This window comes from Bacteroides sp. BFG-606 (assembly GCF_024788145.1).
Taxonomy (GTDB): Bacteria; Bacteroidota; Bacteroidia; order Bacteroidales; family Bacteroidaceae; genus Bacteroides; species Bacteroides vicugnae.
The window spans coordinates 670,703-683,889 of sequence record NZ_JANUIL010000001.1 but is presented as its reverse complement, the minus strand read 5'-3'; the positions used below and the strand labels follow the sequence as shown (position 1 = coordinate 683,889).

10 protein-coding genes are annotated in these 13,187 nt (G+C 40.7%); 3 read left to right on the top strand and 7 right to left on the bottom strand.

Annotated elements, in window-relative coordinates; all coding sequences use genetic code 11:
• Positions 1–9 precede the first annotated feature (9 nt).
• From NXV01_RS02800 to rbsK, 3 genes are read right to left on the bottom strand one after another with little or no spacing between them, the layout of a single operon-like run.
• Entirely contained in the window at positions 10–1,539 is a 1,530-nt protein-coding gene (locus NXV01_RS02800) for a RagB/SusD family nutrient uptake outer membrane protein (protein WP_259021668.1), read from the bottom strand.
• Positions 1,540–1,553: 14 nt separating this feature from the next.
• On the bottom strand, positions 1,554–4,487 hold the full coding sequence (locus NXV01_RS02795) for a TonB-dependent receptor (RefSeq protein ID WP_309569292.1): 2,934 nt from the start codon (positions 4,485–4,487) through the stop codon (positions 1,554–1,556).
• A gap of 20 nt (positions 4,488–4,507) precedes the next feature.
• Positions 4,508–5,422: a ribokinase gene (rbsK, locus tag NXV01_RS02790; protein ID WP_258978632.1), complete on the bottom strand. Its 915-nt coding sequence runs from the start codon at positions 5,420–5,422 to the stop codon at positions 4,508–4,510.
• 143 nt (positions 5,423–5,565) lie between these two features.
• On the opposite strand from rbsK, the gene NXV01_RS02785 reads away from it, so the two are divergent.
• Entirely contained in the window at positions 5,566–6,582 is a 1,017-nt protein-coding gene (locus NXV01_RS02785; RefSeq protein ID WP_258978631.1) for a LacI family DNA-binding transcriptional regulator, read from the top strand.
• Between the two features lie 71 nt (positions 6,583–6,653).
• Here the strand turns inward: NXV01_RS02785 and NXV01_RS02780 are convergent, their stop codons facing one another.
• From NXV01_RS02780 to NXV01_RS02765, 4 genes are all read right to left on the bottom strand, one after another.
• A complete protein-coding gene (locus tag NXV01_RS02780) occupies positions 6,654–7,136 on the bottom strand; it encodes an HU family DNA-binding protein (RefSeq protein ID WP_258978630.1) in 483 nt (160 codons plus the stop codon).
• Positions 7,137–7,324: 188 nt separating this feature from the next.
• Positions 7,325–8,887: an ATP-binding protein gene (locus tag NXV01_RS02775; RefSeq protein WP_259023424.1), complete on the bottom strand. Its 1,563-nt coding sequence runs from the start codon at positions 8,885–8,887 to the stop codon at positions 7,325–7,327.
• A 71-nt stretch (positions 8,888–8,958) separates the two neighbouring features.
• Positions 8,959–10,395: a two-component regulator propeller domain-containing protein gene (locus tag NXV01_RS02770; RefSeq protein ID WP_259021667.1), complete on the bottom strand. Its 1,437-nt coding sequence runs from the start codon at positions 10,393–10,395 to the stop codon at positions 8,959–8,961.
• A complete protein-coding gene (locus NXV01_RS02765; protein WP_258978628.1) occupies positions 10,313–11,410 on the bottom strand; it encodes a two-component regulator propeller domain-containing protein in 1,098 nt (365 codons plus the stop codon). Before NXV01_RS02765 ends, NXV01_RS02770 begins: the two co-directional genes overlap by 83 nt.
• 248 nt (positions 11,411–11,658) lie before the next feature.
• Between NXV01_RS02765 and NXV01_RS02760 the strand changes: the two genes are divergently transcribed.
• Positions 11,659–12,729, top strand: a complete 1,071-nt coding sequence (locus tag NXV01_RS02760) for an Ig-like domain-containing protein (protein WP_259021666.1) — start codon at positions 11,659–11,661, stop codon at positions 12,727–12,729.
• Positions 12,730–12,746: 17 nt separating this feature from the next.
• Positions 12,747–13,184, top strand: coding sequence for a carboxypeptidase-like regulatory domain-containing protein (locus tag NXV01_RS02755; RefSeq protein ID WP_259021665.1), 438 nt, complete (start codon positions 12,747–12,749; stop codon positions 13,182–13,184).
• Positions 13,185–13,187 lie beyond the last annotated feature (3 nt).

The following is a 13,187-nucleotide window of genomic DNA, read 5'->3' as shown; positions in this document are numbered from 1 at the left end:
ATGTTGTAGTTAATAATCTTTGTTTTGAGATAATTTCGGATTTGCGTTCAATATATCCGTAGGAATGGGGAATACATTTCTAAAGGTTTCTGAACTTTGATCGGGATGTGCCCAATATTTCTTCAAATATTTCCCGAAGCGTATCATGTCTTCATGGCGCCATCCTTCCCATGCTAGTTCTCTGCCTCGTTCTGCATAAAGTTCATCGATTGTCAACTGGCTCGTGGTATATGCGTCAAGATTGGCTCTTGTACGAATTTTCTTAAAGTCTGCCAGTTGAACGGCTTCACTGGCTCTGTTTTGTCGTACCAAAGCTTCCACATACATTAATACAACATCGGCATAACGGAAAATAGCGAAATCGTTGTCCATGCTGACTGTATATTCTTTTAAAGAACCGTCAGTCTGATAATGCCATTTCCAGCAACGTGCACCGTCGTATGTTCTACGTCCTCCGTTGCTATTATAATATTTTTCCTCGGGGAAGTCAGGAGTATATTCGAACCCAAGAGCTTTTCCGCTTAAGTCTACCTGCGGACCATATAGCCAACTTTGGCTTCTGCGAAGATCCTTTTCATCGTATGTTTTGAAGAAGTCCGGTTGGCAGAGGAAACCTGACCACGGAGCTGCCGGAATATTAAATGTTGCTTGTGATGCAGCTTCCAGTGTCAGCGTATGCAGATAAAATGAATTGCTGTCACCGCTAGTATATACTCTGTCATAGAGGATCACAAAAATGTTCTCTTTGGAATCTTCATTTTTAATGTCAAAGTTGGTAGAATAGGAATCTTCAATGCTGTAAGCATTTATATCCATAATATCTTTGCAAGCTTTTTCTGCCTTGTCGTACATAGGAGTTCCGAACCATGCTTCTGCATTCAGATACATTTTCGCGAGAATACAATAAGCGGCCGCTTGTGTAGCCCGTCCGTAATTAGTGTCCGAAGGTTCTCTGTCCAGAAATTCGATATTGTCATTAATTTCTTTTTCCAGGTAGTTGAAAATATATTCTCTACTTTTTTGCTCCGGATATCCGGTTTCTGTATAGTCAGTTGTAAAAGGAACGTTACCCCAACAAGAAATAGCCTGATAATAGTAGAAAGCACGCAATATTTTCATTTCAGCTACAATCTTCTCTTTTCCTTCAAATTGGATAGGCGACAGTTCCGTTTCGTAAATAATTTCATTACATGCGGCAATGCCATTAAATATCCAGTTCCAACCTTTTGTCAATAATTTGTTTGCAGGTGGAATCTTATTCGTTTGGATTTCTTCATAACGTCCATTACTGTACCAGGATCCGCCATAAGCTGGAACGGCACATTCATCAGAGGCTTGTAAAAGTAGTGTCCATAGACTTTGTTCGGAATTGTAACCTTGTAATTTCGTATACGCTCTACCTGCGTTGGCTACTAGCTTTTTCTCATTCTTAAAGAAGTCATTCATAGCTACTCCTGTGTAGACTGTTTCGCCGAGATCGGTACATCCGTATGATAATATACAGATAACGAAACTTAATATTATATTTGTCTTTTTCATGGTAATCGTGGTTTTTAGAATACTATATTAACCCCAAAAGTAAATTCGGTAGTACGTGGATAATAACTTAGACTTTCCATACCGGGTTCCAGTCCGGAAAGGGCTACTTCAGGATCGACGCCGGAATAACCGGTGATGCAGAATACATTCTGTGCCGTGAGGGATAGTCTTAGTCTCTTGACCATTTTCGATGTGAAGTCCCAGGTATATCCGAAAGTAATATTATCCATTTTCAAATAAGAGGCATCCTCTACATATTTGGAGGAATATTTATAGGTCGTACTTGTGAAATTCGTTTGTGACAGCCAGTTGGATGAAATGTTTCTAAGTCCGATGCTGCTTAGATTTTCATATTCCATGGCGTAGTTGTTTAGAATTTCTCCACCGATAGAGGCGCGGAGCGAGAAACTCAAGTCGAACTTCTTGTATCTGAAAGTATTGCTCCAGCTAAGAGTGGCATCCGGGTAAGCACAGCCGATTTTCTCCCACTGCTCTTCCGGTACAGAGCCTTCTGCATTTTGTCCTAACAATACATCTTTTCCGTCTGTATCAGTTCCCAACCATATAGGACCATAGAAAGTTCCTAGTGACTGTCCTTCTATTAAGCGTTGAGTATAGCAGGCTGCACTGGTAGACCATCCTACTTTGTATGTTCCGTTAGTGAATTCATCATTGGTGAATTTTACCAATTTGTTTTTGTTGTGCGAAACGGTAAGTGAGGTGTTCCATGTAAAGTCTCTGGTGTTGAACGGTGTACCGGATATTGTCAGTTCCACTCCTTCGTTGGTTACTTTTCCAACGTTTGTGAACAGGGTATTATATACATAAGGAGGAGTCGGCACGATGTAGTCATATAGCAAGTTGGAAGTAGTCCGTTTGTAATAATCGAAAGTGAATGAGAGTCGGTTATTAAACATGGTCATGTCAACACCGACGTTAAACTCTGCTTTCTTCTCCCATTTCAAATCAGGATTTGCGTTACTCGCAGGTTGATAGGTGTTTATCCATTGACCATTATAGTAGAATTTACCGGCTGTAGTCATCATCATCAAAGATTTGTAATTTGAGAAATCCTGATTACCGGTCACACCGTATCCGGCTCTCAATTTCAAATCATTGATCCATTTGACATCCGAGAGAAACTTTTCCTTATTTATGCGCCAACCTACACTGACAGCCGGGAACCATCCCCACTTATTATTGTCACCGAAGCGGCTGGAACCGTCACGACGTAAAGAAGCGGATAAAAGATACTTATCATCGTAGTTGTACATGAACCGTCCGAAAAATCCGATATATGTATTATCTTCTTTATTGGATGACATACTGGCTTTGCCTTCGGTAAGATTGGTTCCTGTTCCGATGTTATGAGTCTGGTTGTCATCGAAGTCGAAGCCGGAGTTAGTCATGGATGCAGATGTGCTGTAAGTATATTGGTACGTATATCCGAGCAATGCCTGGACCGAATGTTTCCCAAAGTTATTTGCGTAGTTTAAAGTAGACTCATATTGTGTATCGTTTTCCTGATAGTTTTCAATATAAGCCTGTCCGTTCGTTCCTATTAAGCTTGGATAATAATGTGTGTAGTATTCGCGTGTTTCATATTGTTCTTTATTGTATGAAACGAAGTTCTCCCATTTCAATCCTTTTATTGGCAAAATGTTTAGAGTTGCGCGGATATTTGCACCGTAATTATCATTTTTGCTTTCCATGTTCCTCTCGTTGATGATCGCTACCGGATTATAATACTCCATTGCTTTGATACGACTATAACCTCCGGCATCCGGGTCACTATCATCGTAAACTGCTTCTGTCGGGTTATGCGTAAATGCTTGCATGAAAGCACTTGTAGAGGAAGGACTATATTTGCGATGAATGATATTAAGATTATAATCCAAATCTACCCACTTGTCTAATAATGACTGGCGAATATTGGTGCGTGCCATTAGCTTCTCGGAACTATTGTGCTTTTGCAAACCATCGCTCTTTTCGTAGTTGAAAGAGGTGTGGTGTGAGAACTTCTCGGAGCCTCCGGATATAGACAAATTATGTTTATGGCTGAACGGAGTCTGTGTAATCTCTTTGAACCAATCGGTATCACTATCAAAAATATAACTTTCCAATTCAGGACGATACTCCTTGATAACGGATTTATATTCACTTGCCGATAAGGGTTTTGCCCTGCGTGAAACTGCTCCCACTGTAAATTGTCCGTCATAGGAAACTTCTGTTTTACCGCTTCTTGCGCGTTTGGTTGTGACGATGATTACTCCATTCGTGCCCCTTGTTCCGTAAATAGCGGCTGCCGAACCATCTTTTAAAACGTCGATTGATTCTACTTCCTGGAAATTGATATTTCTGATATCTGCACCTGCTACTCCATCAATAATGATTAATGGCCCTTGGCCTGCGGAAAGCGTATTTGTTCCACGAAGTAATACTTCATATTTGGCTGTCGGATCGGCACCATTCGGGTTGATGATTTGTAATCCTGCCACTTTTCCTTGGAGCATTCCCATAGCATTGGTGAATGTCCCGGGATTGAGATCATCTTTCTTCATGCTAGTGACCGATCCTGTAAGTTCTTTCTTAGTGGTGGAACCGTAGCCGATCACTACTACATCATTGAGCACTTTAGAGTCTTCGCGCAGGTGTATTACAAGCTGTGTCTGGTTTCCTACCGATTGTTCGACAGTTGCATAACCTACATAAGATACCACCAGTACATCAGAAGGATTGGCTTTTACATTAAAGGTTCCGTCAACTCCTGTAATAGAACCATTTGTTGTGCCTTTGACAAGGACACTGGCACCGATAATAGGATCATTTGCTTCATCGAGGACCGTGCCTCTTATTGCCTTCTGGGCAATAACATCATTGCTCATCAAAGAAAATACTATTAACAACATACTTGTCAATAGGCTGTGGATTGAACATTGCTTTATCATAATAACAGAATTAAGGATGATTATTGTATTTCTTTTCTCAAAGGTATAGATACTTGTGCTCCCATTCTGGTGACAGAAATAGAAGAGGCTTTGCTTGCAAATATAATTGCATCTTTCAGGTTTTTCCCTTCAGACAGAGCTACGCATAGTCCACCGCAGAAAGTGTCTCCGGCAGCAGTCGTGTCTACTGCTTCCACTTTGAAAGCTGGGATGTGGATAAATTCATTGTTTTCATAGGCGAGAGCTCCTTTGGCTCCCATAGTGATAATGACGGTTTTTATGCCTTTCGAACTGATATAACGAATCACTTCTTTAGCTGATTCGTCGTCTGTGATGTGCATTCCCGATATGATTTCAGCTTCTGTGACATTAGGAATTAGAATATCAACATTGGCTAATAAATCGTCGGGAAGTTGGTGGGTAGGGGCAGGCGCCGGATTTAATATAACGGTAATTCCATCTCTTTTCGCCATTTTGGCTGCATAGGTGACACTTTCGATGGGGGTTTCAAGTTGCATGATGACGATGGAAGCCTGTTTGATGGCAGATTCTGCATGCTGAATATCGTCAACAGATAAAGTCCCGTTAGCTCCGGAAGCAACAACAATGCAGTTTTCGCCTTTTTTATCGACATTGATAAGAGCCACTCCTGAAGGTTCTTTCGGAGTAATTCCTACATATGTAGTGTCGATTTTCTCTTTGTGAAACATTTCCAAAGTTTCATTTCCAAAAATGTCATTTCCTATTTTGCATATAAAAGTGACATTTCCTCCTAGTCTTGCAGCAGCTACCGCCTGGTTGGCTCCTTTGCCGCCGTGATTCATTAAGAAGTTTCCTCCTAGAATGGTTTCTCCGGGTTTTGGTAGACGGTCTGATTTGATAACCATATCCGTATTACTACTTCCTATCACTACGATTTTCTTCTTTGTGTCCATATAATGAGTATTAAGTATTAAGGCAAACTGAATAGTATACGATGCGCAATCGTTTGCGCAAATATAGAAATTTTTTTCAAAACAAAATATTTTTCTTGCTTTTTTCTCAAATAAAATGTTATTTTTGCAAAAAACAGCCAGTAATGAAGAAAACTCTGATTGATGTATCAAAGAAAACCGGGTATTCTATCTCTACGATTTCCAGGGTCTTAAATGGAAAATCGGAGAAATATAGAATAAGCCAGTCTGCTAAGGAGGTTATTCTGCAATCCGTTAAAGAATTGGACTATCAGCCTGATATAGTTGCGCAAAGTTTGCGCAATAACACGACATATACTATAGGCCTTCTTGTACCGCACATAGATAATCCCTTTTTTGCCAATATAGCAAGTGTTGTCATCCGTGAAGCACAACGTTATAATTATACTGTTATGCTTATCGATACGCTAGAAGATTCAGTTCAGGAAAATAAAGCTATCGATTCACTGCTATCACGTAAGATAGATGGAATTATTCTGGTTCCAACAGGTGAGAATCCTTCTAAGTTGGAGGAAATTAGTACTAAAACTCCGATTGTCTTGATTGACCGCTATTTTGAGAAGCATAATTTGCCATACGTAGCTACTGATAATTATGTAGGGGCTTATCAAGCGACGAAATTATTATTGGAATCGGGACATAGTAAGATTCTCTGTATTCAAGGGCCGGATATCTCTATAACGACTAAGGAACGCGTGCGTGGTTATCTTGATGCGCTTCGTGAGGCTGGTCATCAGGATCATGCAATGATAAGAGGAAATGAATTTTCGATTCAAAATGGTTATATTGAGGCCAAGTTAGCTTTGAATTCTACCACAAAGCCAACCGCTATATTTGCATTGAGTAGTACAATTCTTTTGGGAACGGTCAAAGCGTTGAATGAGCATAAAGTGAGAATTCCTCAAGATATGTCTATCATTTCATTTGATGATAACTTATATCTGGATTATCTGAATCCTCCTATCACGCGTATCGCCCAGCCGTTGGAGAATATTGGTATTATTGCTGTGAAAATGTTGATGCAGAAGATTTTGGAAGAAACTGAACTTCATTCGGAGATTCTTTTGAAACCTACTATTATCAAACGGGATTCAATAAAGGTGTTAAGTGGCGGAAAGTAATATTTTCTATAACAGGTAAAAAATCCGGTTTGAAATCTGTCAAACCGGATTTTTTACCTGTTAATATGGCTTTATGCTGCCGGATCCGGCGCCTCACCACCGCCTTCGTTTCCACCTTCTCCGCTGCCTCCATTTCCATTGTCAGGCGTAGCGGAACTGCTGGTTTTAGAACTATCCAACTTTTGGATACTTATCGATTTTATCATACCTTTAAACAGACTTCCGGGGGTGAAAATAATTTTACGGTTCTTTAGAGTTTCCGTAGTAACCTCTTTTTCATCATCCTGACTTTTACACCCGAAAGAAGGGCGGAAAGTTCCGAATTCTCCAAGGCTGACTGACGCCCCGATTTCCATATACGTTATCAGTGAATCAATCAATCCGTCTAGTACGGATTTTACAGTACCGCGTGGAACGAATCCTACTTTTGTTACTTGATCGCATAGCATTTTAAAATCAACAGTAACCACGTTGAATGGTCTTGCTACATATTTTTCGGCTTTTTCCTTATCAAAGCCAAAGGTTGTTTTCTTGACTACATATTTCAGTGCCATAATCTTTAATAGTTTTAATCGTTAGTAAATCTAGTTATTATTTTGTGATCACGTTGCAAAGATATGTTATTGGAATTTGCTGGGCAAACGATTTAGAAGAAGTGCGTTCATAAAATAATTAATATTGGTGTAATGTTTTGAATCATAAACGCTTATTCGTTTTTTTATATTTACATCGCTATATTCCCTTATGTTAATTTGTGATTTTTGTGCTTCTCTAAATACTCTTTAGGGCTTTTCCCGAATTTCTTCTTGAAATCATCGCTGAAATAGCGCCTTTCTGAATAGCCTACCATATAAGCGATTTCAGTAATATTCAGTTGGTTTTGGACAAGTAGTTGTGCGGCTCTTTTCAAGCGGAAGTCTTTTATGAATCCGATAACCGTCATACCTGTTAACGCTTTTATCTTTTTATATAGATTGGAATGACTCATTGCCATCATGCTCGCCATCTGTGCGATATTCAGTTCCGGTTCTTCAATATGTTCCTCGATATAACCGACCAATTTGGACAGAAAGATACTATCCTGTGACGTCAGGCTTATCTCCTGCGGATTGATAATTATCTCTTTACTTATTTGCTCCCTGATCTTTTTTCTGTTTTGCAATAAGTTGTTGACTCTGGCTATCAGGATACGCTCGTTGAATGGCTTTGTCAGATATTCATCGGCCCCAGTTTCAAATCCCTCGATGATAGAATTGACTAAAGTTCTGGCTGTTAATAAAATAACAGGAATATGGCTGATTCTCATATCGCTTTTTAGTTTTCGACAGAAGGTAATGCCATCCATGACAGGCATCATGATGTCGCTTATGATAATATCGGGAACAAGTTCCAGCGCTCTTGCGAATCCCTCTTGGCCGTTTGAAGCCTCGTATATGGAATATTGTGGTGATAACAGGTCTTTCAGGTAGGCTCTGATATCCGGATTGTCTTCAACTAACAATACAGAGGATTCTTTTAAAGTATACTCCGGCAGCAAACCGGGCGCCACATTTACCTCATTATCCGTGAAATACTCCGACAGGATATTGGCTTTCGACGGTGATGAAATGAACTCTGCATTTTTTAAGAACTTTTTTCCCGGATGAAGATAGATAGTAAATTCAGAACCTTTTCCCAAAGTACTTTTTACTTGGATATTTCCACCATGTAACAGTATGATTTCACGTGTGATGGATAGCCCCACGCCGAAACCGTTGCCTTCTGCCTGTTTATCAATCTGATAGAAGCGATTGAAGATATGATTGATTTTCCCGTCTTCGATTCCTTCCCCTGTGTCGATGATTGAGATAGTTGCTTTTCCATCATTGGAATAACCGACTTTTACTGAAATCTCCCCTTCTTCCGGAGTATATTTGAAGGCGTTGGAGATGAGATTGCAAACAGCTCTCTCAAATTGATTCTTATCTATCCATACTTTGATTTCAGGCTGCGAATATTCGAAATTGTATTTTATATTCTTGTTGATGGCAAACTGGGTGAAGCTGATATAGATTTCTTGTACAAAATCAACTAAATTCTCTTCGGATGCCTGAAGAGTGACATTCCCCGTTTCCAGTTTTCTGAAATTCAGTAATTCGCCGGTGAGATTCAGTAAACGGTTGGTGTTGGTTCTTATTATCTTTAGGTATTTCTGTTCGGCAGTGTCCATATTTTCCCTGTTGAATAGTTTGTTGATAGAACCGGCAATCAGTGTAAGCGGTGTGCGGATATCATGCGAGATATTCGTGAAAAAATGCTGTTTCAGTTCATAGATATGTTCTTCCTGTTCACGCTTGAATTTTTCAAGTTTCAGCTCATTATTGATTTCCGACCATCTTAAAGTATATTTTCGGAACAGATACAGAGTGAGTACAATAAGGCATAAATAGATAAGATAAGCCCACCAAGTAAACCAGAAGGGGGAAGTACCTGAATTTCAATTTGTGCCGGTGTCGTCAGACGGTATGAAGGTTCGCCGACGGGACGCACCATAAAGGTGTATTGGCCGGATGGAAGGTTAGTGAAAGTAACGGTATTCTGCGTACCCACACTTTGCCAGTCTTCATCTCTACCAGCTAGCTTGAACTCATAGTTTATGTTTTGGGAGAATGAATAGTCTAAAGCTGCATATTCTATGGAAAATACCGATTGATTGTGCTTGAGAGTAATTTTTTTCTCATAACCGATCTGTTGTTTCAGCACACTTTTGGCATCTATGGGCACCGACTTGTTGAACAGTTTAAAGTCTGTGAAACACATGGTGGGGGAAGGCATCTCAAATTGTATTTGGGAAGGATAAAAGGCCACTACGCGTTCGTTGCTGCCGAAATACAATTTCCCGTCCTCATCCTTAAAAGCGGATTTGAGGCAGAAGTTATCATAAAGTCCGGGAATGAAACTAATCTTATTATTCCCCTTTTGAATGCGCATGATTCCTTTTTGAGTCCCCGCCCAAATATTCCCTTCTTTATCTTTCAGCAGGCTTACAATACTTCGTCGTTGTGTATCGGCTCCATCCATCGGGATTGTTTCAAATACGGAAGTCTTGAGGTTGAACCGGACGGGTCCTTCTTTAGTTGCCAGCCATAGGCTGTTATCATCTCCGGGTAATAATGAAAATATATAATTGCTGGCTAGTCCGGGATAATTTTCCGACTTATAATTCTTGAATTTCTTAGTGACCGGATTGTACATTGATAATCCGTCGCCATAAGTAGCCAGCCACAAACATCCGTTATTATCGGGACTAAGTGCCAATACATTGTCGCCACCGAGTGATTCTGGGTTTCCGGGTTCGTGCCTATAGGGCCAGCTCATTTGAACTTTAGTGTCGAAATAGACAAGTCCTCCTCCCCAGGTGGCTATCCATAAATCTCCTGAAGGCAGGACGAGAATATCCTGAACGTTATTATGGGAAATGAAATGCCGAGGGACAGACTTTTCTGTTTCATTGCGGGTATTCTGTAGATCAGGATAAAAGCGATGTAACCCCTGGGCGTAAATGGCAATCCAGAAACTCCCGTCATTAGCTGGTTTGATGCATTGGATGAAATCGCCTACATATCCATTGTTGGTTGTTTTACAGAAAAAGCGGGAAATCTTATTTTGAGATTTTAATAAGGTCAGGCCTTCTCCGTCAGTTCCGATCCAAAGTCCATGTTTATCATGGAAGACAGAGAGAATTGGTATCTTATATTCTCCTTTTCCATCGCTGTAATATTGTTCGATATTTGTAGCTTCCTTTTTTATCAGGTTGATTCCTTTTTTTTGCACTGCCTATCCACAAGTTGGATTGCCGATCCTCGAAGAACACATTAATTGTATTGGAGGAGAGGGAGTTGTGCACGTTGTGGTTGTTTTGATAGTTTTTAATGGCGAGCGGCTGCCCGGGGGAGCTTGTGATGTGCAATATACCGAGCCCGTCTGTACCTATCCATAGGTTGTTGAGCTTATCCTTCCAGATACATCTGACAATGGCAAGATCATCATAATGAGTCCCGGACAGATAGTTTGATATTTTCTTTTGTTGAAAATCGAAGAGTTTTAGTCCCTGTCCATTGGTGCCGATAAGTAAATTACCGTTTTCGTCGGTAAATAATGTGTTGATATAATCGGCATTATCCTTTGGTTTGTCGGACGACTTTGTGTTGAAACAGGCAAACTCACCCGACTTTTTATTGAAAAGATAGAGTCCCGAACCGAATGTACCGATCCAAAGCCGGTCGTCAGTTGCTTCGGCGATGGCTCTGATATCATTCTTGTTTGATGATTCGGACTTGTCCTCTTTCAATGGGTAATGTTTCGATTTTCCGGATGGATCGTACGAGTAAAGTCCCTTTTCGGTGGCAATCCACATCAGTCCGTTCCTGTCTTCAAGCAGTGCGTGAACTTCCATATAGTTATAACTTTTTCCGGGAGAGTACTCCAGTGATATGGGTTGGAATGTATCGTTGAGCGGATGGTAGAGGAAAAGACCGTCGCTGTTGGTCCCTACCCAAAGACGGTTCCGGCTGTCGATGTGCAATACCGAAATATCGTTTCCTATTTGATAAGGTTGGTGTTGGGAATATACTTTGAAGTTTGTACCGTCATATCTGTTTAACCCATGCTTGGTTCCCACCCAGATAAATCCGATGCTATCCTGGACAATGCAGGTGACGCTGCTGTTTGAAAGACCCTCCTTGATGCCGATGTTCAGAAATTCGGTACGTTGGAGTTGTGCCTGGGCATTTGTTAATATAAAAAGGAACAGGACCAGGAATCCTTTCGATAAGGTGTTGTTTTTCATAAGAGCAATCTGTAATTGGATTTTCTTTTTGAGAAAATGATGATAGCAAAACTACAATATTTATTTTTATTTTTCCATGTTTATCTACCCGAATATCCGTTGAAAATGCCTGTTTACGAATTTATCGCACCTATTGTACGATTTTGTATCCCTCTTAAAACTCATTATTGCCGTATTTTGCGAATCGAAATCACACACAAGTATTATTTCATTAGTTAACTGAATAATAATTAAAAGTCAAAATGCTTATGAAAAAACTAGTTTACAAAAAAGTCCTTTATTTTTTCTTACTTGCAACGTTTTTGTTGCAGTACGGATGTAAAGAAGATCAGCAGGACATCGCAATTGAAAGTTTCACGTTAAACACTTCGGATGTATTGATAGGAATTGATGAAATACAGTCTGTTGTAGCCATTGCGTCTCCGGATAATATGACGGATAAGCTAAGGTGGGAGTCCGCCAATCCGGAAATAGCACAGGTACAATCCAATGAACAAGGACTGGTGTCAGGCATTATCGGGCTTAAAGTGGGGACAACTATCATCACTGCCTCTACGGAAGGCGGACAGGTCAAACAAACGGTTCCGGTTCGGGTAATTGTAAAAGTCACAGGAATAAAATTATCGCGGGAAATAGTTATAGCTCCGGATAAGATACAGTACGATATTCTTTTCACACCGGAGAATGCGTCCATCCAGGATTTGAATTGGACTTCAAGCGACCCTGACGTTGCCAGTGTCGATAATGGGATTGTAACGGCACTTTCGCGCGGGTCTTCCATTATTACCGCTACAACAGTAGAAGGTGGACGAAGCGCGTCTGTAGAAGTGTTTGTGAGCGGTAATCCGCCAGTCTTCGGTAAGGAATATTGTACCATAACAGGTTATGGCGACTATTGTCCGGATGAAGTACGTACCGAAGGGGCTGTACAAAACCTGGCACATACGAATACCGCCATACCGACCAATAATTATAAATACTATCCCGAAGACAGGCTTATCGTGAAGAGAGGAAGTGACTTTACCCTTCACTTGGTACAATCGAACAATTGGTCGTGCAGTGCTGTGTGGATAGACTGGAATGGTGACAGGAATTTCACAAATGACGGAGAACGCATTGCGGTATTCGGTGATTTTGAAGGAACGAATAATGGTCCGTATAGTGTGTCCGTGCATGTTCCGGCAGACGCTATGCTTGATGTTGTACGTATGCGGGCGGCTACTGTGGATTCATGGGGTGTTGATCTTTCTGTTTTCGAGCCGTGCGGTAGTGTAAGGTATGGTACTGTCAAGGACTTTGACGTGGAGATTACAGACTAAATTAATAATCGAATAATATGAAAAATATGAAGAAAGTAGTGTTATTAATTATGCTCGGACTGATGGTTTCGTTTTCAGTCTTTGCACAGCAGGCGTTAAAAGGTACGATACGGTCGAAGGCCGATAAGCAACCGCTACCGGGAGTATCTGTTGCAATAAAAGGGACGCTCACCGGAGGAATCAGCGACTTGGATGGAAATTTCTCTATTAATGTGAAGTCCGGGGATATACTTGTAGTCAGCTTTATAGGCTATAAAACACGCGAAATACCGGTTGGCAGTCAGACAAGGATGGACATTTTGCTCGAAGAAGATGTTGCCTTACTGGATGAGGTAGTCGTGATAGGTTATGGTATTCAGAAAAAGAGCGATATTACAGGTTCGGTAAGTTCCGTTAAATCCGAGAATATACAAAATGCAGCTTTCACCCGTACCGATGAGGCTCTTCAGGGATAGATA

Excerpts from the sequence above, each read along its gene's own strand:
- NXV01_RS02800 (WP_259021668.1), bottom strand. The coding sequence starts at position 1,539 with ATGAAAAAGACAAATATAATATTAAGTTTCGTTATCTGTATATTATCA.
- NXV01_RS02795 (WP_309569292.1), bottom strand. The coding sequence starts at position 4,487 with ATGATAAAGCAATGTTCAATCCACAGCCTATTGACAAGTATGTTGTTA.
- rbsK (WP_258978632.1), bottom strand. The coding sequence starts at position 5,422 with ATGGACACAAAGAAGAAAATCGTAGTGATAGGAAGTAGTAATACGGAT.
- NXV01_RS02785 (WP_258978631.1), top strand. The coding sequence starts at position 5,566 with ATGAAGAAAACTCTGATTGATGTATCAAAGAAAACCGGGTATTCTATC.
- NXV01_RS02780 (WP_258978630.1), bottom strand. The coding sequence starts at position 7,136 with ATGGCACTGAAATATGTAGTCAAGAAAACAACCTTTGGCTTTGATAAG.
- NXV01_RS02765 (WP_258978628.1), bottom strand. The coding sequence starts at position 11,410 with ATGAAAAACAACACCTTATCGAAAGGATTCCTGGTCCTGTTCCTTTTT.
- NXV01_RS02760 (WP_259021666.1), top strand. The coding sequence starts at position 11,659 with ATGAAAAAACTAGTTTACAAAAAAGTCCTTTATTTTTTCTTACTTGCA.
- NXV01_RS02755 (WP_259021665.1), top strand. The coding sequence starts at position 12,747 with ATGAAAAATATGAAGAAAGTAGTGTTATTAATTATGCTCGGACTGATG.